The following is a 23338-nucleotide window of genomic DNA, read 5'->3' as shown; positions in this document are numbered from 1 at the left end:
ACTGATTTCTATCCTCACCAAGAATATATGGCATACAATCATCTCCTTATACTATAAATTCGACAATAGTATGTGTTTTCCTATCGGACAAGTTGGGAAAAGTGACAATTGTTAGACAGACTCACGTGCGGGTCATCGCATACGGCTCCTCCACTTTATCCCCGTTGGGGATGTAGTTCATTATAAATGTCCAAAAGAAACACAAGTTTTATTTCGCAAAATCTTTCATTAGGAATTGCAAAATGTGCATGTAGGGTCATTGAATTTTTCCATCTAGTCATTACTAGTTGCGGAAGTTCTCCCTCCCAATTCCTTCTTCTGAGTTCCCTATGGAGTTTTCTTATTTTTCTCCAACTTCTCAGCTGAATCATCCGTAATCTTCTTCGAATCCATGAGTCCAAGTTTTGAAATAGTTTCTTTGAATAGCCAATGCCGAAGTACCTTCCCCATCCTCTAATGATAGGATTTAAGCGACGTTTAACAAACTCCTCTAAATTGACCGTTTGGTTTCTTTTGGTTACTTCCTTGATTCTTTTCTTGAACTTCCCCACGGCTTTATCAGATGGGGAGTGAAAGTATCCATGTTTGAAGACATACCCTAAAAAGACAAACGGTTCCTCAAGGTTGTCCACGATTTTCGTCTTTTCTGGATGTATTTTCAACCCTAGTTCATTTTCAAGGAGTTTCGATATTGTTTTCAAAACCCTTTCTGCTCCCTTTCGGGACTTACAACAGATGACGAAGTCATCTGCATACCTAGTTAAGCGATGACCTCGCTCCATCATCATTTCGTCTAGTGGATGAAGGAAGATGTTCGCTAACAACGGACTGATTACACCGCCCTGTGGACTCCCCTTATCATTTTGATAGTATATACCGTCCTCGAGGATTCCTGATTTTAAGAACTGTAAGATTAGTGCTAGTACGCTACTATCCACGACTTCTTCCTTGATTAACTCAAGAAGCTTATCATGTGGGATTGAATCAAAGTACGTCTTTATATCGGCATCAATTACATACGTGTAGCCATCTTTCAAATCCTGACGGATTTGTTCAATTGCCATATGAGCACTTCGATTCGGACGGAATCCATAACTACATTCTAGAAACTTCTGTTCAAAAATGGGTTCGAGAATTCTTTTGGTTGCAGCTTGGATAGTTCTGTCTCCTACTGTGGGAATACCTAATGGACGTTTTGAGCCATCAGCCTTTGGAATATAGACTCTTCTGACTGGTTTTGCACGATATGTTTTTGCACGTAAAGATTCTTGGAGCACTCTTAAGTTGTGTTCCAATTCTTTCTCAAACTCTTTTATCGTTATTTTATCCACACCGTGTGCACCACGATTCTTCTTTACATCATAAAAAGCCTGTTCCAGGTTTTGATAGTCCCAAATTTTATCAATTAGGCTGTACCACTTGCGTTTCTTTTTAGAATTCTCAACTACACGTAAGCTTCGTTTTCCTATCGATTCATTCATGTATTCGTTTCCTTTCCTAATTAGATATCAGCAGTATAGTTAATTCAATTACAGATACCTAAATTAGTACTACGCCCTAAACAACCTACTTCCTTTCGGTCTCAACTCTTGGGCTATCTGCCTCGTTGACTTCTGTTTAGTACATGACGAGTAATAAGTTCGTATTGCTTTACTTCCATGGGCAGACGGGCTTCGCATCAGTACACTGCCTTTTGGGTCAGCGTCTGTCTTACCAACTTGTGGTAAGTCACTTATCTTTGCGGCATTTCCGACAAGTTTATTCACTACTATCCCCTGCTCTGACTTCTCACCCTCCGTGGTCAATTTCTTGTCCATCGCGGCTTTGAAAAAGATTTACCACCTACGGTGGAAAGGATGAGATCTCCTTGGGTCACTTTCTTCGCCTTTCACTCGAAGCCAGTCCTCATAACTAGTAAGATACAGAGTGGTATTGGACATCCCCATCTTTTGTAAGGTTATCCCATCTTATCAGCCAACATGGTTTCAGCCACCTGTTCCGAGTTTTGCCTTCAAGTCCTCCGCACGAAATCTCACGATACTCGCACTACCTGTCAGCTATACATTTCCGCCACAACGGCATGTTAGGGACTTTCACCCATTAGAGCGAAGCGCTGCCAAGCGCACAAAAGATGAAATCATTACGATTTCATCCTTGTTTCTCCCTTTTTTATCCATTGTACGAATGATGGAATCCTTAGAAAACCAGCCTTTGTTAGGTTCCTATACTTTACATGACAATTAATAGGCTCAATAAAGATGAATTTATCATCCTCTGAAACAACTTCCTGCTGCCTAAATAAATGTTTTTTTCTCCCGGTGGCATAAACTCCATAAGCCCAGCTGGTTTACCATCCAGAAAGCTCAGTAGCACCCCAAATTCTCCTTTTCTAAGCCCTGTGATATGAACGTCCACATAATGGTAATTAATGACCTTGAGCCAAGACTGGCTACGTTTCCCTACCTTATATCGTGAATCCTTTTTTTCAACACAATTCCTTCTAAACCTTGCTGCTGGCTCAAATTAAGGTAGGCAGAAACATATATAAAATTTGATACTATACTGTATCTTGGTTATTTATAAATTCGTTATTTACCATGTAAGAACATAAGAATAGATATCTGCATCTCATTGAATAACTCGAACTTGTGTTTCAACACCTAATTTTTGGTTAATGTAATTTACCAATAGTGGCATATTTTCAAGATCTGCATCATTCACATAGTCCATAGATACTTCGTTAAATCCCACTATCGAACTATCCGCAACCCATACATTAACTGTTAGACCAAGGCTGACAGCATATTGTAGGAAGTCTTCTTGTAAAGTTGCTGCAGACTGATAATGCGGGTTGTGTGGATTGTTCCAGCCGTAATGATTCCCTTTATTCTCTTTTGCTGCTACACTTCCTGTAAATAATCCAAATGCCATAATTCCTGTTGTTACAATGGATAATATTTTTTTCATCTTTATTTCCTCCGATTAGTAGTTTGAGAATATGAATATTAGCCCCCAATAAGCTAGGACTTTAAGAATTTAACTTTAAGCGAGGTGCTTCGTTTTGATTGGAAGTGGCTATTATAGCTCCAAAGATCGGATTTCGCCAATTCCAGGAAATTAGCCCGTAAAGACCTTATTAGCATGGGTGAAACAAACACATGAACCACCTCATGATAATTGTACAATACCAGTATGCTAGTATCATTGGTAACTAATTGTCATTTATGGAAGTTCCCACAACGGAACCTTTAGCAAAAAAAAACAGACCATCGTTATGATTGTCGTTCATCTTGAACTATTTGGATTTTATAAAAAAATAAGCAACTCAATTAGCATAATTCTTCAATCATTTAAGAAGACCTCTCTTTTTCTGCCATTCTACCCATTCTAATTCTAATCTTACTTTTGTCTCTTTAGAGAGTTCCACATTATTAAAGTTGTTAGGTGTATTTTTTACCACATGCTGCTTCTCAATAGGTTGACCAGTGCTGCTAATAGACTCATCACTAGAATAAGCTAACCTTTCGACTAGCACAAAAAGCAAAAGATGCAGTAAAAAGCCTATAAATAATAAAGTAAGTAGTCCTCCTAGAAAACCAAATGCATCTAAGATGAATTCCTCGATTAATCCAAATGTAAAAACAAAGCTAAGAAATCCAGTTCCAAAAAAGATGAAGGAAAAACCTATATCAATTTTTCCACCCTCATAGCCATATCCATGACTTCTCTTTCTTCTATTTCTTTTATACCCCTTAGAGGTTATGGATTTAAATTTTGGCAAAGTCATATAACTATGCTCTTTTACACGCTTACCGTTCTTTAGGATAGTTCTGTAATTATCAATTTTCATAATCAATTCCTCCTTATGCTACCTAGTCCAACTGTACCACTATTGGAATGTATTACTAATAATAGGACGGAACCATTGTTAACCCATCCTTAACATTTTACTTCTATTCGACAAATGACGGTATCCGGAGGAACCCCGCTTTCGTTATGTTCCTGTACTTAACCCGGCATTTAACTGGCTCAATAAAGATAAAATTATCATCCTCTGAAATTACTTTCTGCTGTCGATAAAGGTTCTTCCGTTCTGATGGTGGCATAAATTCCATTACACCAGCTGGTTTCCCATCTAGAAAGCTCAGTAGCACCCCATATTCGCCTTTTCTAAGCCCGGTAATAAGAACCATCCTCGTATTGGTAATTAATCACCTTGAGCCACGACTGACTGCGTTTACCGACCTCATAACGGGAGTCCTTACGTTTTTGGACTATTCCCTCTAGAAACCGTGCCTGTCATACCCCGAAAATTCTTGTTTCACAAAAGGTTTCACGATGGACCTACACTTTTAATCCGGGAAGTGTAGGCACGAGAACGTCACCCTTTCAAAATCATAAACATTTCTTCTTGATGTTTGCTTGCCTTTGATTCAGTCCACCCTTCGTCATCGAGAGTGACTAATTCTTTCATGATCTTAAGTTTCAAGCTTTGCTCGATAATGCTTGGGTAGGAGCTAATTTTTCCCACTGGTGGCAAATTAGAAAACTTCGAGTTTCCTGATACTGTAATTAATGCAAGGTTTCCAAAACCATTAAGGTCATCCGGGTCCCAATTTTCAACTTCAGCTGGATTTTGTGGTTGGAAGTGTTCAATGGAACTTCTAAATTGAAATTGCCAGTCATCACGCACCGGCGGGATAATTACTTTTTCCATGTAAGAATATCCATCTTTGTATAAAAGATAATCCAGATATGTAAATACGATTCGTTCAAAACCAAATCCACTCGCATCCTCAAAGTTTGAATGGATAACTTTTGTTTTGCAGTATTCTTCAAGGATTTCAATGATGTCACATGATTCATTCTCCAATAACTTGGCTAAGACCAGTGAAATCCAATGCATAGTCTTAGGGGATGTGTATGTGATGCGTAGGCAGGATTGTAGTGTTCTTATTAGTTTATTATTCTGACTACCGTCATCGCCAAAAGTGCCAATATATTTTGGCTTATTTCCTTTCGCATCAGTATATTTCTCTAAACGTTGTAACGACCATTTTCCAGTTTCTTTATAATCTCTAGCGTATTCACGTTTCAAAATATATTTATCAAACAACACACGGCATTTAAACATTTGATATAAAAAGTTCTTTGATCTGTCAGCGTCCCTCCAAGCCCATGATAAATTATTCAAGAAGTATTTATCATCAAGCGTTGAATCTACCTCTCCTAACTTTGCAATGATTGCATTTACCTGCAGTAAAAAGTTAGGGAATGAAATTGTCGATTCAAAACGTTCATTCTCAACTTCATCCTTACTTACTCCAACATTCAGAAGTTTGTTCTCTTTTAGAATTTCAATCAAAGGAACTGAATTTCTGTCATCTTCATCATTACGAACATATTCCTTAATTGAATCAAAATCGCCGATATGATCATGGATGCTAGTCCAATTATATGTAAAAAGAGCCTTTCTAACCTTGGGATCAAAATTCATTTGAATGTATGAGTCCATATTAGAGCATTTTTCCCAAATCAATGCAGCCGTTTTTTTATCGTGTTCGGTTTCCAATACTTCTAAAAACTTAGCTTTTGCTATTTCATGAAGTTCAAGTTGTTCCCCACGAGTATTCATGATTTCAAAGTAGTGATTTAAATCTATACCTTGCGGAACTTGTACACGAACAAGAAAAACTTTTTCAAGTTTTCTCCTTAACTTATTCTTGTCTATTTCATTCGAGTTAAAATAGTTTTCTATGATTTGATATCCCTCTGAAATTTCAACAGAAACTAATTCCTCAAGTAATTCACCCTTGTTTCCATTGTTAATCTTATGAAGTGTACGGTTTGATTTTTCACGCGCCTCAAATTTCAGTGCATCTTTTGCAAGGTTCATTCCAAGATAGTTTTCTAATAGAAATAATGTTGTCAATCTTTGTTGTCCATCTATTACTTCATAAACATTATGATCAGTTTGATTAACGATAAGATTCCCAAGAAAATAGTTTTTATTAAAATCGTAAATTGAACTATCAATATCTTCTATTAGTTGTTCAATTTGCAATTCCCTCCAAGCATAGTTACGTTGGTAGATCGGAACAACATAACTGATATCAGTAAAAATGCTTGATACTGGTATGATTCTTAAATTTTTATCCATCTCCTACCACCTATTCCATTCACAAAGTAACTCATACACTGCTTTGTACTTCTCTTTATTTTTATCCTCAATATTGGGTTTCTCCAAAACAATAAGTTTTAATTCGTCTGCATGGTTCATTTCACTAATTTCTGAAAACAGATCCAAACCCTCGTTCAAACGTTCATGTCTTCCTCGTGCATACTTATTAATTGTCTGAGGATACACAGCATTCATAGTTAGTCTCAAAGAATAGCTCCAGGAATATAGTTGTTGTTTTACACCTTTTGATAGACTGTCCATGCCAAAGCGATCGGCAAAAAACAATAGCGCACATTCATATAACTGTTTTATGTAAAGATCTCCTGAACGTTTACTTGGGATTTGTTCATCATTGTGATCCTTATTTATTAGATTTTTTATTTGTTCAAGCTGCTTTCCATAGTGAAGGGCATAATTAAAAAATCGTTTTCCCGCCATCAATGGCTGTGTTAATTGAAATTGATTTAATGCTCTAGATGCAAGTATTTCACTGTTTCCATTTACATTAAACTGTTCTACGAAAAGATTACTTGCTTTATGATAGATAGCATAATTATAAACATTTGTGGTTTTAATTCCTTTGAATACATTGATTTTACTAGAAGAATAGCCTAAACCATTCTTTCCTTTATACCATTGAGTCAAAGGAAATAGATAACTTTTAAATAAATCACCCAGATCATCCTGATTCCTTTCTTCCCATTGGTTGATAATTCTCACTTTAAGATATTCGTCTGCATCATCCATCTCACGTAAATGATATGACTTCAATAAATCATGTGGTGCTAACTCTTTGCCACGAGAGTTTTGTGAATCAAAAAATTGAAAAGCCTCTTGCTCGCTGTCTGTGACAATTTGAACTGCACTACAATGCTCGAGTAAATACTCTTTGTATTTGCTTTGCTCATCATTCGAAAGTTCACTAATCCGATTAGATAAAATTTCAAAGTTAGTCACAATTGCATCATTAGAGAGTTGATTATATTTTTCTCGTAGCAGCCCTTGTTCCTGATCACCTAAACAGTATAGTAGAATGGAAAGGGTTGTCAGCCGCTGTTGGCCATCCACAACGTTATATCTGTCATTTTCCTTATGTAAAATGACAGAACCAATTCTGTACTCTTGTACACCTTCTTTAAATGCATTAAAAGTATCAAGAAAAAGCGTATTCGTAGACTTCACACTCCAAGTATACGGACGCTGATATGACGGTAAGACTAATTTCATTCCAAGTAAATCATGAAGTATTGTGATTTTTAATTCATCTTGAAGTAGAGCCATCCTTAAATCCCCCCTGACAAAACTTTACATTTATTTCTATAATAACACTCGAAACTATTTTGCCCTAGAGTGTACTTGGGTGAATTTATGTTAACTTGACTATCTCGACGGGGGCAAGTGTTGATTACAGACACATATACTTTCTGTAAAAATGTTTAAACCGAATTCAAAATCTACCTTTTTGATTCATTTTCCACCTTATGGTGTTAAATCCTAGTTATTTCAATCTAAATCTCCAATACTTTCAAACTCCTTGCTCCAAGGCGAGAATTCCTTTGTATAAATGGACTGACACACTTCTATATCATTTTGATATTCTTTCAAAACGCTTAGTTGGTTGATAATGGAGGAACCTTGAAATACGGAAAGAGTGATCTTATGGGAACTTATTATGTGCTTTGCTTCTTTATAAAGCTTTTGCAAGTTTTCAGTTTTCACATCTTGATAAAGTTCAATAAAATCTTTGTTTGGATCTAGAAAATACTGATTGAACATGTTGAGCAAACCGTTGTCTTTTACCATGTAAAGTCCAATCATGAGGAGTGCATCCTCTAACATATGTTCTAGTGTTGGAATCCAGATTATTCTTTTTGATTGAATTACCTCTTTTTCGTTGAATACATCGACTGGTGTTAGAACCCAAGCTGGTCTATCATTTTCAGAGAGATACAGCATGTGTGAAATGTTCAAAATACCACCTTCATAAGGATGTTTTTGACCAACCAAGATTTGAGCAGTGAATGTACCCATTATTTCTTACCTCCTTCAATTTGATTTTTTAAAGAATTCATATGAGATTTAAGGTTCACCATATAGTCATCTGATAAATAGCCATGTGCTCCACGAAGAATTTCCTCTTCATACTCTACTGGTGGAGCAGTTTCTTCACTTTTATTTTTCACAGTAAAGGTAATGGCTTGCGTTTCCACACCATGTAGATTTATCGTAACAAAAGTTGCTCGGTAGGCATGAGGTGCACCTTCCCGATGGTACAAGTATTCTGTTAAGGCTTCTATCGGAATCTCGTATACCTTTCCTTCGACTCTACCGCCTTCTTCAACAATATCTGCTCTACCCAATCCATCCACAGTCGATTTGCGTGTAAAACGGAGCGAATAATTTTCGAGGACACCTACCCCGAGCATGTTCTGAAAGTAGTGTCCCTTTCTATGCTCGATAAATCGCTTGTGGTCCATGCAGCTTCCGTAAGCAAAATATGGAACCTTACCGTGTTTACTATTTAAAAGTCTATACTCTTTCCAATCACCATCAGGTATACTTTTGTTTAGTAAATGGGATTGACCAGCAATATACACATATGCAATGATTGGACCGTTGTCTGTGTAGATGGTTTGTTCAACTCTTTCATATAGATTATTGGATTCCCCTTCATTAAAGCCTTCTAATTGGTCCATTTGCTTCAATTCGCTATCAGTTATCGCATAGAGTTCTCCATAAACCCGAGATGAATGAGACTGTTTTAATGCAGGATAGCCATAACCTGTATCATATAATTTCCCATAAGTCCAACACTGTTCCGCTAAACAAGTTGTATTTTTTAAGTAGTGTGCATTTCCTTCTCCTTTGCGTAATGTTCCATATACGAATAGGTTCATCATTACCACTCCTCTGTTAGTTATTTTGTTATTTATAGTATATAAATAAAAGGTTGGCATTCTGCCAACCTTCAGTAGTGGTTCAGTTATAGAACCTTTATGATTTTAGTTTCGATGGAATTCCACTTATACCCGTGCCCTCGTTTACTCGTAATCGGATTCTGTGTTTGATCCGTTAAGCACGTTTTTAGCTTTCGATTTATTTTAGAAATAATCGGTTTAATAGAGTTAGGCTCAGGAGCTTCATCCTCGAGCCAAAGATATTGGATGAGCTCCTCTTTCGTAACAAACCACCTTTTTTCAATCAAATATCGCAAAACCTCCGCTTCTTTTCTTTGTAGCCGAGCCACATCTATCGGTCCCGTGAATGAAGGGTGAAAGTGTGTCATATCTAACGTAGCCTCGAGATCATCCTCCAGTTTTACAATTTCCACATTGTCGACAGTTTCAAGTATGGTAGCCCCATCTGGATAATGAATGACTCTTGTTACATGACCTTTTTGTGTGATTAATGCTTTCAGTTTTTTTATTTCACTACTGAAATTATTTTCTATATCCAATTCTCTCGCTTTTTCAAAACAACGGATTGCTTCCCCATCATCTCCTAGTTTATAAAAAGCCTTGGACATCGTTGCATAAGTTCGGAACCGTCTGATATTGGACAATGAAGTATGTATGGCTTTTGAAAAATATTCAATACTTTTCTCATAATCTTGAATTTCATAATAAAGATGTCCCAACCTGTATAATGCATCCGTATCATTTGGATAAAGCTCTAACACTTCATTGAACAAGTCTATTGCATTCATCTGGTTCATGTATACAAGTTTTTCATCCGTTCCGCTTTTGGCTAACAATTTCGCAAGCTCAGCCTTGTAATTTGTCGAGTCTGGATTTTTATGTAACAAGTCACGGTATAGCTTAATCCCTTCATCTAGCCACACTGACTCCTTCAAGAATCCTTCTTTTCGTTTCCAAATCCTTATTTGATCATCCAATGGAAACACCTCATTAATTGTGAATTTGTTTTTCCATTTTAAATAAAGGTGGCACTCTCTGCGATAATACTTTAACGTATTGGGGGTCTGGCACTAGAATGAGCCCCCTGTAGATTAGCCCCTATTCTCTAATTCTTCGTTTCTTTGTCTTAATTCATCATTAGCTGATTTTATTTCTGCATTTAGGTAGTTTATTTGCGCCGTCAATTCTGATAACTCATTCAAATAATCCTCAAGTTTATTATGAATTAGTTTATTAGCTAGAAAAAAATCACTGCCAATGATTCCGTCAAAGCCATGCATTTCTCTGACATCACCGAGCTGTATAGTGAATTTATTAAGTTGGAACCAGTCTATTATCAAGCCGCTCACTTTTTGTTCAATGCAAATTTCCGTACCGCCAATTCCGTACATTTTACGTGTAATGGCATTTTCTAAATCAAGCATTATCCCGACTTCTTCGCATAAGTCCGTATCTAAAATGGTTGAAGAGCAGCCTGTATCAAGCAGCACGTTACTAAAAGCCTTTTTCATTCCATTGTATTCAATCTGAACAGCTACGAGAGGTAGATTATCTTCCATTTCAAATTTCATACTCGTCTTCGCACTCCTATATACGGCTGCTCGATCACTTTTATTTCTTCGTTATTGGTGTGGAAGATATATAATTCGCGATTTTGATTTTCCAGATGCAGTTTTCTATACACTTTCCATGCTGCATTCCCGTTCTCAAAGTCATCTATTACTGACATTTCTTCAATGATTCTTTCTTTTCCTCTTGTTTTTGATTTTATCGCTTCTACTAAGACACACCGTTCAGGAAAATGTTGACGTACTTCAGACCATTTCATTAATATACGCCTCCGATTCATGCCAGATTAATTTTTATTATAGCATTCTTAACTGAATCAAGTTCATTCTAAAATTGCGTCAATGCGTCAGTTTAAAATCCGGGTTATACGAATATGACATTTATAAAATTCCTTACTACTGAGCGTATCAAGAGGTCAGAATTTTTGCTTTCGGATCAAAAAGCAAATGTAATTGATATTGCATATGACTCAGGATTTTCAAGCAAATCTTGGTTTTATACCTTTTATTACCAGAAAGATTGCAGTGGCAAACAGTATGTCATTCTTTGATACACTTCAATCAACTAAACTTATATAAAAAAAGACTCAATTTAGAAATTATCATCTCTAATTTGAGTCAACTATTAATAGGTTTAGGCAGAATTCTTCTTCAGGTATTCTAGCTTTTCTTTATTCTATCTAGTGTATTGAATGCTGACAACTACAAATCCTGAGTATTACCAAATAGGTACGAACCCATCTATTTCTGCTAAAACAGAATCAATTTCATTGAGAATAGGTTCAGGAATCATAAAGCCAGATGTTATGACATTTTCCTCCACTTGTTCAGGGCGGCTAGCTCCAATAATGGCGGAACTTACTCCAGGCTGCCTTAGGACCCAAGCAAGTGCTAATTGTGATAATTTCAAACCTAGTCCCTGTGCAATGTTTTCGAGTTTTTGCACGCTGGTTAAAACAGCATCATTTAAGTAACTGGTAATCCATCTGTTTGTGTTATGATTAGCAGCACGGCTAGTGGATGGAATCTCTTGTCCCGGTTTATATTTTCCCGTCAAAATCCCTTGTGCCAATGGAGAAAATACGACCTGTCCCATTCCGTGTTTCTCACTGACAGGCAAAACCTCTTTTTCAATATAGCGGACAATCATATTATAAATGGGCTGATTGGAAATTAACGGCCTGAAATTCTTTTCTTTTGCGATATGAGCGGCATCTGTTATTTGTTCCGCTGACCATTCGCTGACACCTGCATATAGGATCTTTCCTTGTGAGATTAAATCATCTAATGCTCTAAGCGTCTCCTCGACTGGTGTTTCCGGATCGTAACGATGGCATTGATATAGGTCGATATAATCAACGCCGAGACGTTTCAAACTGGCATCACATTGTTCGATAATATGTTTTCTTGAAAGCCCCCTGTCATTTGGGCCTTCTCCCATTGGAAAATAGACTTTTGTTGCTACCACATAACTAGAGCGAGCGTATTCCTTTAACGCTTTACCTAAAACAACCTCTGCTGCTCCCTGGTTATACGCATTGGCTGTATCAAAGAAGTTAATTCCTAAGTCATAGGCTTTATGTATACAAGCGATAGACCTCTCTTGTTCTATTGCTGTTCCATATGTCAGCCAGCTGCCTAAGCCGATTTCGCTGATCTTTAAACCTGAGTTTCCCAGTTTACGATATTTCATCCCTCACCCTCCTGTTTTTTCTTAAATAGAATTTAGTAACAATACGATTTTATTCTCTTCCTCTTTTTCGTTGATCTATAGCATCCTGATTATACGGGTAGCTCACATATAGTTCACTTGCTTTGTTTAATCGGTCAATCTGCTCCTTCGTTAAGGACCAGCCCGCTGAACCAAGGTTTGCTTCTAGTTGTTCTATTGTACGGGCACCAATAATAGGAGCGGTTACACCTGGTTGATTTAAAAGCCAATTAATGGAAGCTTGTGCTGGCGTTTTTTCCGCTTCTTTCGCAACAGCATATAACGTATCTAATACCTGCCAGGTAAAGTCATTATTATAATTGCTCCAGGATTCGCCCCAGCCTTCTTTTTCCGCCAAAGCAATACGGGTATTCTCAGGAGGGTTCACCATATCTTTCGTATATTTCCCGCTGAGCCAGCCGCCGCGTAATGGGCTCCATGGCATGACGCCCAATCCTTCATTCAAACAAACGTCGATTAATTCCCATTCTGTTGCCCGGCAAAGCAGATTATATTGCGGCTGCAGGCTGACAAATGCTTCCCAGCCATTTCGGCGGCTGATGTCAATCGCCTTTTGCAATTGCCACCCTTTAAAGTTACTTGCTCCTATATAGTGGACTAGTCCTTCACGAACTAAATCATTTAATGTGCTTAATGATTCTTCCAAAGGTGTACGCGGGTCCCAGGCGTGAACCTGATAAAGGTCAATATAATCGGTACCAAGGCGGCGTAAGCTTTCTTTTACCCCAGAAATGATATGTTTTCGACTTAGACCGATATCATTCGGACCCTCTCCCATAGCAAATCGAACTTTTGTGGCAATCACAAAGTCATCTCTTTTTTGACCTTGCAGCCATCTTCCTACGATTTCTTCCGATACGCCCCTCGTATAGACATCCGCTGTATCGATAAAATTTCCACCTTCATCAACGAAACGATCTAATATTTTGAAGCTGTCTTCCTCACTCGTTTCACGTCCAAACGTCATCGCACCCAAACAAAGCTCACTTACCCTTAAACCAGTCTTACCTAAATAACGAAATTCCATTGGTATACACCCCTAGTAAAATAGTTTGTTTGTCGAATAGATTAAGTATCTATAGTGATTTCAACGATTAGTATAGAAAATTCCTTTTACAATGGTTTAATCTTTTTTAACTTCGATTCCTGCTAATTCTTCATAACATTTTATTACTGCGCTCATATCTTCGGCCCCATATCCTTTAGCTCTTGCCATTTGGAACATTTCTTTTACTAAGGATAATACAGGGGTAGGCAGTTTAAGTTCTTTTGCAACATCAGCTGCTAATTCTAGATCTTTATAAATAAGATCAGTCATAAAATGAGGAGAGAAATCTCTATTTAATACTTTCGGACCTTTATTATCCATCATCCCGCTTCTAGCACCACCGCCGCTGACGACTTTTATAAATAGCTCAGGATTAACCCCAGATTTTGCTGCCATTGTGATGGCTTCTGAGAAGGATAATAGATTAATAGCACCCATCACATTATTAGCTAGTTTCGTATATGAACCTAATCCATTTTCCCCCATATAATAAGCTTGTTTCCCAATCACATAAAATAGAGGCTCACATTTTTCATAAATTTCTTTCTTTCCACCAACCATAAAAGTTAAAATACCTTCAATGGCTTGAGGTTCACTACCAGTAACAGGTGCATCTAACATTTCAATGCCCTTCTTTAAAAGGTTATCTGCTACTTTTCTACTTGTATTCGGTGAAATTGTACTGCTATCGACAACAATTAAGCCGGCATGTGCTCCTTTAATAATGCCTTTTTCGCCTAAAATAACTTCTTCAACAGCCTGATCCGCAGTTAGCATAGTGAAAACAATTTCACTTTTTTTAGCAACTTCTTCAGGTGAGGATGCAATGATTGCTCCTTGTTTTTCAAGGGAGTCGGCTTTATTTCTAGTGCGATTATACGCAATAACTTCATAGTCGTTGTTTAATAAATGTCCTGCCATTGGAAGGCCCATTGTACCTAATCCGATAAAACCAATTTTTTTCATCTCATTATCCTCCTATTCATTCTATTTTTTTAAGTAAATTAAAAACTTTGTATTTTCAGTATAAACAGTAAAACTATTAATTTAAAGTACTAAAATATTTTTGATATAGTTATAAATAAGTTATATAAAATAAAATTTATAGTAACTATCATCAGGGTGAGGGAGGAATGATTGTTCGGACAAATATAATAGTCATCATGTTCAATATATTCCCAGTTGCTCGCATGAAATACACCTTTTGATACAACCGAGGTTGATCTTTTCTCTTCATATAATATGGAATCAATGCCTCAAATTCTTTTTTGTGTGCATATAAATAATTGGTCACTCCACCATAGACTGATCGCGTATTTGATAAATTCTTACTAATTTTTCCGAAAATTGTTAGTCTACAATGACATTATCCAACAAGGTTTACAAATCACTCATTTCTAAAACAGATCCAAACCCTCGTTCAAACGCTCATGTCTACCTCGTGCATACTTATTAATTGTCTGAGGATACACAGCATTCATAGTTAGTCGCAAAGAATAGCTCCATGAATATAGTTGTTGCCTTACACCTGTTGATAGACTATCCATGCCAAATCGATCAGCAAAAAACAATAGCGCACATTCATATAACTGCTTAATATAAAGATCTCCAGAACGTCTACTAGGGATTTGTTCATCATTTTGATCTTTATTTATTAGTTTTTGTATTTGTTCAAGCTTCTTTCCATAGTGAAGAGCATAATTGAAAAATCGTTTTCCAGCCACCAATGGCTGTGTTAATTGAAATTGATTTAGTGCTCGAGATGAAAGTATTTCACTGTTTCCATTTGTATTAAACTGTTCTACGAAAAGATTACTAGCTTTATGATAGATAGCATAATTATATACATTTGTAGCTTTAATTCCTTTGAATACATCAATTTTACTTGAAGAATACCCCAGCCCATTCTTTCCTTTATACCACTGTGTCAAAGGATATAGGTAACTTTTAAATAAGTCATTCAGATTATCCTGGTTCCTATCTTCCCATTGGGAGATAATTTTCACTTTGAGATGTTCGTCTGCATCATCCATCTCACGTAAATGATATGATTTCAATAAATCATGGGGTGCTAACTCTTTGCCACGAGAGTTTTGTGAATCAAAAAATTGAAAAGCCTCTTGCTCGCTGTCTGTGACAATTTGAACTGCACTACATTGTTCAAGTAAATATTCTTTGTATTTGCTTTGCTCATCTTTCGAAAGTTCACTAATCCGCTTAGATAAAATTTCAAAGTTAGTCACAATTGCATCATTAGATAGTTGATTATATTTTTCTCGTAGCAGCCCTTGTTCCTTATCACCTATACAGTATAGTAGGATGGAAAGTGTTGTCAGCCGCTGTTGGCCATCCACAACGTTATATCTCTCATTTTCCTTATGGAAAATGACAGAACCAATTCTGTACTCTTGTACACCTTCTTTATATGCATTGAAAGTATCAAGAAAAAGCGTATTCGTAGACTTCACACTCCAAGTATACGGACGCTGATATGACGGTAAGGCTAATTTCATTCCAAGTAATCATGAAGCTTGGTGATTTTTAATTCATCTTGAAGTAGTGTCATCCTTAAATCCCTCCCTGACAAAACTTTACATTTATTTCTATAATAACACTCGAAGCTATTTTGCCCTAGAGTGTACTTGGGTGAATTTATGTTAACTTGACTATCTCGACGGGGGCATGTGTTGATCACAGACACAAATACTTTCTGTAAAAATGTCTAAAACGAATTCAAAATCTACCTTTTTGCCCTATTTTCGCACAAAACAAAAAACACCCAAAAAAATTGATAAATCAACATTTTTGAGTGTTCTATCGTTTCTTAATTTAGCTCGTTTTACCTAAAGATACCGGTGGTCGGGGTCGAACTGCTACAGGTCATATTGATGGGCGGAAGAATTAGAATTCAATAACTGTACTTGGCCCTGTTTTATAGCAACTTCATTTTCAAGAATGAAGTAACAGCCTTAATCATGATCATATATTTGATAATTATAATTAAAGGATATTTTTTCTTGCTGCTTGGAATTTAGTATGCTCAGTTCTTCTTTTATGATATTCAATTCCTTCAGTTTATCCTTTAGCGTTTCAAACACATTTTCGAGAGTTGATTTTACGAAGAGACGTTTGACATCATGTCTTTGTTCAAAGTCTTTTCGTTCCATTTCATTGTCATACTTACTCATGAAGAAGGTTTTGACTATGGACTTAACGGTAAAACCTCTTGTGTTGCTCTTATTAAAAATAATTCTTAGTAAATTCATATATTCTTTTTTATTTTTGTTTCCATTCGCAATATAACTTGCCAATTGGTCCAGGCTTTTTTCATTTATGTTCAGTGTAGGATCGCCTTCAAAAATATCAGATTTAGTTAAGAATCGAATAGATTGAATTGAATTTGGATGTTGATATAGAAAGGCTGAGAGACCCATTTCCGGCTCTGCCTCATTCATACTTTCATCTTCCATTGGCTTTCGCTCTGTTTTCTCTTCGTAAAAGAGACCGTCCATATCTTTATGGAATTCTTTCGTAAAAAGAATCATTGACCTTATTTCATCAACCGTATCAAGGAACTTCCCTTCATCCTGTAGGAGTTCTTCCTCAAACCATAGGTTTTTTATCGAATGGATATATTTGTTCAGTGACTGGTTTAAATAAACCTGAATCGTTTTGATAAGATTGTTAAGTTCTGTGGTTCCTATATCCATAGCGGATGATAATTGATCCGCATCTATTTCGGTCGAATAACTTAACCTTTCTTCCCATTTATTAATAAATTGATTATACTGTTCACTCTTTGATTGTGTGCTCTTTTCGTAAAGCTGTGAAATGACACTTAGTTCACCCTTCCAAAAATGTTCGAGCACCAGCTCTTTCAGTTGATCGGCGGACTCATTCAGGAAAGACGCTTTGCTTACATATGCCCTTATGATTAATAGAATATATTTCATTAAGTGTTGTAAGTTGGGCGAGGATTCCATAGACAGTTTCATTGCTTTTCCTATTTGTGAGGTTTCAACATTTCCCAAATTCATTAGTTTCCAGGAAAGAGTCTTTTCCATCACAAACTCGATTTCGATAGGCAAAGAAAGAAAGTGTGCAAGATTCCATTTGTAGCCTGAAAGCTTCATGTAATAGTTTGATTTATTTAACCCAATTACGATTACTTCTTCACCGTCTTTTTTATAGAAGATATGATTAAACGGGCTTCCGAAGGATTCCCTTATTTCATCAAAAAGGTTACATTCTGTAAATAATCTTTCTAGTACCTCAACACTGTGACTAATGTTATGATTTGGATTAATCATTTTCTTTATTTGTGAGGATTGATAACTAGATCCAGAGAGCACACTCATGAAGCAACACCTTCATCCAAGATTCTTTCTACGTCATCGATTAATTGCGAAATCTTGTCCTGTTCCTCTATTAGTACCAACATTCGATCTTTTCGTTCGGATATTTTCGTATTGGTAACTAATTGGTGCAGTTCATTTTCACAGTCCCTTTGTTTCGTTTTCAATGCCTCTAAATAACTTTTTAATGTTAATCTATACCCACTAACAGCATGATTCCAATGGTTAACTAGATTAGAGGATGATTCTTGGTTCATTCTTCATTCTTCCTCTCTCGTTCATTTTCAAGCTTCCTTACTCTCTCAAAGAACTTTATGTTTGATTCAACGGACTTGTATAATTCTTCAATGGCAGAAATGTTCCCGTGGATAAAATTCTCCTGAACTACCTCTGAAATCGACTCTTTAAATGTTAATTCATCCTCCGCAATTTTACTAAATAAACTCTCTATTTGTTGAATTAATGTTTGTGTGTCTAGTTGTTGCAGTTCGTTTAATTCAACGCTGGATACCGCTGTTTCTGTCTCATCATTTATAAATGAATCTGGTAATTCTTCCTCTATTGGAACCCCAATTGGGCTTTCATCTTCTTCTTTATCAACTTCAAGAGAATCGATTTCTGATTCAGCAGGTTCTATCATTTCTTGATTTTCTTCATTGATGTAATATCTCGATAGCTTACTTATATTTAGTTTCCAATATCCCTTTTTTCCTTCCACTTGTTCGAAGCATTCATTTCTGCTGAGGAGATTGGTTACCGTATTTTTTGTGGTTGAACGCTTTTCGGAAATTTTGTCCTGCAGCGTCGTCCAATGCATTCCGGAAGGATGAACCGCCAACGTCTCACACATTAAACTAAAAATGGATTTATTTACAGATTTGCTTTCTTCCACCAGCCGGCCAATATCTAAGTATCTCTGCTGTTCAGAAGCATAACGCTCATCAAAGCCAACTTTATGCACACGAATTAAATACATCACCTGCTTATCAATTTCAAAGCTCAATTTATGCCCTGGCTCAATCAAATAATCAGCAAAAAAGTCCATGACACCATCACCAAAGAAATAATGCTTATTGGCGTTTTTCTCCCAGTTCCATTCATATCGGTATTCTTCATGCTGAATCGTAACTTTTCCGTGGTTACTCTGCCTGAACAAAACAGACATTTCAATTAGTGCTTTTGGGATAATAAAATAACCTTTTACCCTGTCGTAATAGGATACGGTATGATAAGCATTCAATTTATCCTCTGTTGTCTTAGTATCATACCTGCTAAAATGAATGGCATTCTTATAGGATTGGGTATCTGCTTGATTTTTGTTATCCAACAATTCTTTAACATTTTCAATTATGGGTAATGAGTTTTTTACAGCGTAATAGACTTTTTTATCATTCTCTATTTGTAATAGAGGAGCCTCATTCCTATATATCCACTTATGTTCTTCTACCTGATTAATTTCTAATACAGCTTCTAATAGGTCTTTAACCGCCTCACTATAAATGGAGAAGGAAGGATGATTTTCTATGACATTAAACACATGATTAACAATTTGATTCGTCGTCACTTCTGTTTTGCTTTCTTTTATGAAGTTGATAATTTTATAGCTTAATCGTCCAACCTCTTCACTGATTTCAACAGGGACTTCAAATTCTTGCGTCTCATTTTGAATCTGATTCATTCCCAACGTTCTTTTTATTTCGATTCTGGTACCAAAAACAGAGAAACGATCATCGAATTGAGGAAGGAAAATGACCTTTTCTTTGTCTAGTTTATGAAATTGGACAACCTTCTCTATTGCCTTCTCACGATCAATTCCTAACAGTTCACTTTTGAAGATGTAATCATAGACATAATTATTGATAATCACCCATTCAGATAATACCCAGTAAGCAGTATTTTCAATTTGGGAAAACCGAATATCACTTAGCAGCATTTGTCTTAGAACATCGTCTGATTCATAAACCTTTAGTCTATATTTCATATCAGATATTTTAAGTGGAATCTTTCGAGGGTTCATATATAGATAGATATGATTAAGTCTAGCATCGATTTTATCTTTGATACCCCATAACCCTTCTTCCACCTCATAAAAATAGGACTTTGGTGCATAAAGTGCTAAATCGACAATTCTTTTGATGTCCTCATTTGTCGAATTCAGATTCGTCCAATTCTTTTTTAAATATAGCATTATTTCAGGATAAGGAAGGATATTATCTGAATTCTGCAATAACGCTTTTTTTATTAAACTGATATTACTGTAACAAATTCCAGGTGTACTTTTATTCACCGTTTGCATAGGTCTCACTCCTTTATCCATTGATATCGAATTTTCCGTTATCCCTTCATCGAGAAGGTCCACATATTGCAGCCAAGAAACAGTATTTCTCGAAAGCTTGTCCCCAACAGACTCTTTCATCAAATTGCCACCAATCGGATTTCTGACGACAAGCAAACCAAGCTCTTTTACGGCTTTGATTTTTTCACTCATGTTTAAGTTGTTAGCAGCCGAAAGCAACGTATTCACCATGAAAAAATAGGGAAGCTTTAGGATTTGATTTTTGAGAATTTCCTTTTTTTCATTGGAATTTCGGTATTGGTCCACGAATTCACTGTTCACATTAAACCTTCCATCAATAAATCCAAGAAGACGCAGTCCTTGTCGATAGCTTGATTTAATCCGCTGTAGGTTTTTATCATGAATTTGTTGCGATAAGGTTTGTGGATGGATTTTTCCTGCCGCTACCTCATCAAGGAAATCTAGAACAAACGTTATGTTGGATTCGGGCAATTCAGATACGTAGTATTCGATTAACTCAAGGGCTGTCCTTCCATTCTTCAGGGTCTGTCGAACAAAGGGCAGCTTCGAAAACAACGCCAATAAAAAGGAAGAGCGCCCCTTTGATTTCTGAAGGTCACCCGCATGTATCGTCCTCTGTTCACAAAGCGTTTTCCAAACCTCTAAAATATATGATTCAGGAATACTATCATAGGGCTGCTGTTTCTCACCGGCGAGATATTTTGCTTTTGAGGACTCTGTTTCAACGTAAAATTCATTCAATTCTACCGAAATAATTTTATTTACTTTTCCGGTACCTAACGTATGTATTTCTTTCAACGTACTTAAATACCCCAAGACCAATTGCTGCAACAAAATTCCCACTACCTTTAGTTTTCGTAATAATCTTATTTTACCAAAATATTGTAAAGTTATATATCATTGATTCACTCATGCGAAGAAAAAAGGCCGCGGTTTACCGCATTTTTCAATAAAATATCTCGTACTTTCTATAAGGTAATTGATAAATATAAAAAGCCCCTTCACAAATGAGTGAAGGGGCTAGAATACTTATAATATTTTTTATAAGGTTTTCGCATTTATTTGATTTTTTATTTCAAGGTTACTTCACTCTCTTGTTGTTCTTTCATTTATTCCTTATTCACTCAAGGCACCTTACACGATATTTATATCATCCTATTTTTCCAGTATAATGAAAGGAATATAGCATAAAAAGAAGGGATTTCATTGATGATGTCTAGTATTGGTCATATCATTTCATATCTTGAAAATGAATTGCAGCAGCTACTGGTTCCATATAAAGAGCAAATTGAGAAATTAGAAATAGAGAATCAAAAACTGATTTCGGAAATCAAACTTTTGAATGAGGAAAAAGGTGTCTTATTTGAAGAATTGAATGTATTAAGGAAAAAAGATCTGGAAGCATCAGCGTCATTAAAGCCTGCTGAACAAAAGGATGATTCGCATACTGAAATCCCGGAGGAGGACCAATCTCTTTTATTACTCTCTCAATTTAATGATTCGATTGAAGAAAATGACATGGAAAAGGTATATCATATTCTTGAACTTTTTTGCCAAAAACCGAACCTGTTAAATGAAGCCAATCTTGGAATAAAGGGGCTCATCTATAATATCCTTCATTATGTGATTATGGCTGATAATACGGAAAATGAATTTAGCGATAAAATTGTGGCTAACTTTTTCAGACTACTATCGCTTCTCCGCAAGCATCACACTGCCTATATTACCCTTTTTTTAAAGGAGAATTATCCAGATTTATTGGATTGTGCCCTTTATATTAATGAACCGAAGACCATTATTCGCTTCCTGAAGCTATTACATGAATACCAGTTTGAGTCTGAATTGTCGGAAGCACTTGCCCATATTATTAAGGTTGAATGGGGATTCCTCGATTCTAATGTATCAAAGGCAGAGTTTTGCTTCTTTTTATGGTACTCGTTCTTGTTTGACCTAGATCAGGATCTGCTTGATCGAACCGAGGAAAGTAGAAAATGGTTAGGAGAAAAGAATAGTGTTTTTCAATTATATACGTTTATGTACGACTGCTTAAATGCTAATAAGGTTGTGAATAAACAAAAACAACATGATTTAATTCTAGGGTTTAATCAAAATAAAATATTTGATAGCAAAGAAACACAGCAAATATTGGATAAAGTCCATGAAAAATTAGATATCTTAATCGTCACAACTCCTGCTGCCGTCATACCTACTTATACAAAAGCTTTGCAAATGGTAGATTCGATGAAACTCAACCAATTAATAAAGGAATTAAAGTTACAGAAAAAAAACGTTCTAGTTCCCCTATATTCGAATGGACCGGTTTCCTTGCCAAGTGGCGGCTATGCAAGTGTAACCATCTATGAAGACAAAAAAAAGAAAAAAAAGAAGAAGAAGGCTTTCATCGCTAAAGAGATTGTAGATGAAATCAATCAAAGAAACTCTCCAGAAAGAATCAAAACAGAAAAGTACGTCGAGCATGTTCAGCCTTCTCCTTCAATATTAAAAAATCAAAAGGAGATTACTTTTCAGTGGCCAAGTACAGAACTAAAAGAAAACACTGAGACAAGTTCACAAGATAAACCGGCATTAAACGAATACAGTGAGTTGAAAAAACAAGGCTATCAAATTACAGGTCTAACAAGAGCCAAACGCTGGGCGATTCTTCAAAAAGCCGTACCCGCATTAGGGTTAAAAAAGGTTGCATACACCATTGCTTATAACGTACGTTTAAGAAAAGGCCATAAAAACGGTCTAACCAAATTTAGTTACTCCATTGGTGAATGGGAACACGATTTAGAAAGGTTGAAGAATACCTATTATAAAAAAGATTTTACATGGCCGAGTTTCTAAATAAACATAGCTAATACTTGTTTTTGCATAAATTGAAGGTTAATAAATGCAAAGGAATTATTTAGAGATTAAATTCCCCCTTACTTTATAAAGACTATTGTTCCGGTGATTATTTGGGATGATTGAGCAATTTGATTGAAAGCCTATTCATATGAAAGATATCCTGCATAAAACGGAAAACAAGTAGAACGCAGAAAATAAATATAGCCATCCCTATGGATGGCTAACCCCTAAGTACAGGAAAATAATCCTTGACACGATATAGAAGATAAGACGAAAACCCATCTGTCAATTAATAGCTGCTGTAGCCCTCCTTGTTTCTGGATGTAACTAGCTGCCATTAAAGATTTTTCCTTGAAACCAGTTTAC

At 36.2% G+C, this 23338-nt stretch carries 21 protein-coding genes; 3 read left to right on the top strand and 18 right to left on the bottom strand.

The features are described 5' to 3' along the window. Positions 1–155: 155 nt before the first annotated feature. The gene (gene ltrA / locus M3189_RS06575) at positions 156–1481 is read right to left on the bottom strand and encodes a group II intron reverse transcriptase/maturase (protein WP_251632971.1); all 1326 of its coding nucleotides are present in this window, start codon (positions 1479–1481) and stop codon (positions 156–158) included. Positions 1482–1926: 445 nt separating this feature from the next. Between ltrA and M3189_RS06570 the strand changes: the two genes are divergently transcribed. Continuing rightward, the gene (locus tag M3189_RS06570) at positions 1927–2244 is read left to right on the top strand and encodes a hypothetical protein (RefSeq protein ID WP_251632970.1); all 318 of its coding nucleotides are present in this window, start codon (positions 1927–1929) and stop codon (positions 2242–2244) included. Between the two features lie 384 nt (positions 2245–2628). Here the strand turns inward: M3189_RS06570 and M3189_RS06565 are convergent, their stop codons facing one another. The 10 genes from M3189_RS06565 to M3189_RS06520 all read right to left on the bottom strand — a co-directional run bounded on the left by M3189_RS06565 (position 2629) and on the right by M3189_RS06520 (position 10927). Continuing rightward, a complete protein-coding gene (locus M3189_RS06565) occupies positions 2629–2967 on the bottom strand; it encodes a hypothetical protein (protein ID WP_251632967.1) in 339 nt (112 codons plus the stop codon). Positions 2968–3346: 379 nt separating this feature from the next. Then, positions 3347–3850, bottom strand: coding sequence for a hypothetical protein (locus M3189_RS06560; RefSeq protein WP_251632965.1), 504 nt, complete (start codon positions 3848–3850; stop codon positions 3347–3349). A 103-nt stretch (positions 3851–3953) separates the two neighbouring features. Continuing rightward, the gene (locus M3189_RS06555; RefSeq protein ID WP_251632963.1) at positions 3954–4193 is read right to left on the bottom strand and encodes a hypothetical protein; all 240 of its coding nucleotides are present in this window, start codon (positions 4191–4193) and stop codon (positions 3954–3956) included. Positions 4194–4381: 188 nt separating this feature from the next. Next, on the bottom strand, positions 4382–6160 hold the full coding sequence (locus M3189_RS06550) for a DUF262 domain-containing protein (protein WP_251632962.1): 1779 nt from the start codon (positions 6158–6160) through the stop codon (positions 4382–4384). A gap of 3 nt (positions 6161–6163) precedes the next feature. After that, entirely contained in the window at positions 6164–7462 is a 1299-nt protein-coding gene (locus tag M3189_RS06545; protein WP_251632961.1) for a DUF262 domain-containing protein, read from the bottom strand. 222 nt (positions 7463–7684) lie between these two features. Continuing rightward, the gene (locus M3189_RS06540) at positions 7685–8212 is read right to left on the bottom strand and encodes a hypothetical protein (protein ID WP_251632959.1); all 528 of its coding nucleotides are present in this window, start codon (positions 8210–8212) and stop codon (positions 7685–7687) included. Then, the gene (locus M3189_RS06535; RefSeq protein WP_251632958.1) at positions 8212–9078 is read right to left on the bottom strand and encodes a gamma-glutamylcyclotransferase; all 867 of its coding nucleotides are present in this window, start codon (positions 9076–9078) and stop codon (positions 8212–8214) included. The genes M3189_RS06540 and M3189_RS06535 overlap by 1 nt, the downstream gene beginning before the upstream one ends. 86 nt (positions 9079–9164) lie before the next feature. Further along, positions 9165–10076: a tetratricopeptide repeat protein gene (locus tag M3189_RS06530; protein ID WP_251632957.1), complete on the bottom strand. Its 912-nt coding sequence runs from the start codon at positions 10074–10076 to the stop codon at positions 9165–9167. Positions 10077–10190: 114 nt separating this feature from the next. Continuing rightward, positions 10191–10670 carry a retropepsin-like aspartic protease gene (locus M3189_RS06525; RefSeq protein ID WP_251632956.1) on the bottom strand — a complete coding sequence of 160 codons (480 nt, stop codon included), beginning with the start codon at positions 10668–10670 and terminating at the stop codon, positions 10191–10193. Then, positions 10667–10927, bottom strand: a complete 261-nt coding sequence (locus M3189_RS06520; RefSeq protein ID WP_251632955.1) for a hypothetical protein — start codon at positions 10925–10927, stop codon at positions 10667–10669. The genes M3189_RS06525 and M3189_RS06520 overlap by 4 nt, the downstream gene beginning before the upstream one ends. A gap of 114 nt (positions 10928–11041) precedes the next feature. On the opposite strand from M3189_RS06520, the gene M3189_RS27100 reads away from it, so the two are divergent. Then, positions 11042–11218 carry a helix-turn-helix domain-containing protein gene (locus tag M3189_RS27100; protein ID WP_353057396.1) on the top strand — a complete coding sequence of 59 codons (177 nt, stop codon included), beginning with the start codon at positions 11042–11044 and terminating at the stop codon, positions 11216–11218. A gap of 167 nt (positions 11219–11385) precedes the next feature. Here M3189_RS27100 and M3189_RS06515 read toward each other — a convergent pair whose 3' ends face one another. The 7 genes from M3189_RS06515 to M3189_RS06485 form a co-directional block, all read right to left on the bottom strand. Further along, positions 11386–12360: an aldo/keto reductase family protein gene (locus tag M3189_RS06515; protein ID WP_251632954.1), complete on the bottom strand. Its 975-nt coding sequence runs from the start codon at positions 12358–12360 to the stop codon at positions 11386–11388. Between the two features lie 49 nt (positions 12361–12409). Beyond that, on the bottom strand, positions 12410–13426 hold the full coding sequence (locus M3189_RS06510; protein WP_251632953.1) for an aldo/keto reductase: 1017 nt from the start codon (positions 13424–13426) through the stop codon (positions 12410–12412). A 96-nt stretch (positions 13427–13522) separates the two neighbouring features. After that, entirely contained in the window at positions 13523–14413 is an 891-nt protein-coding gene (locus M3189_RS06505; protein WP_251632952.1) for an NAD(P)-dependent oxidoreductase, read from the bottom strand. A 431-nt stretch (positions 14414–14844) separates the two neighbouring features. Further along, positions 14845–15915, bottom strand: a complete 1071-nt coding sequence (locus tag M3189_RS06500) for a DUF262 domain-containing protein (protein WP_251632951.1) — start codon at positions 15913–15915, stop codon at positions 14845–14847. A gap of 501 nt (positions 15916–16416) precedes the next feature. Continuing rightward, positions 16417–17805 (bottom strand): hypothetical protein, encoded by a 1389-nt coding sequence (locus M3189_RS06495; protein ID WP_251632950.1) that lies wholly within the window; start codon positions 17803–17805, stop codon positions 16417–16419. Then, entirely contained in the window at positions 17802–18059 is a 258-nt protein-coding gene (locus M3189_RS06490) for a hypothetical protein (protein WP_251632949.1), read from the bottom strand. Before M3189_RS06490 ends, M3189_RS06495 begins: the two co-directional genes overlap by 4 nt. Further along, entirely contained in the window at positions 18056–20953 is a 2898-nt protein-coding gene (locus M3189_RS06485) for a hypothetical protein (protein WP_251632948.1), read from the bottom strand. Before M3189_RS06485 ends, M3189_RS06490 begins: the two co-directional genes overlap by 4 nt. A gap of 378 nt (positions 20954–21331) precedes the next feature. On the opposite strand from M3189_RS06485, the gene M3189_RS06480 reads away from it, so the two are divergent. Further along, on the top strand, positions 21332–22969 hold the full coding sequence (locus M3189_RS06480; RefSeq protein WP_251632947.1) for a hypothetical protein: 1638 nt from the start codon (positions 21332–21334) through the stop codon (positions 22967–22969). The last annotated feature ends 369 nt before the right edge of the window (positions 22970–23338 follow it).

Origin of the sequence: Neobacillus niacini (genome assembly GCF_023715415.1) — a bacterium.
GTDB lineage: Bacteria > Bacillota > Bacilli > Bacillales > Cytobacillaceae > Neobacillus > Neobacillus niacini_C.
Note: the sequence above shows the minus strand (reverse complement) of the source record. Positions and strands in the feature narration are given on the sequence as shown.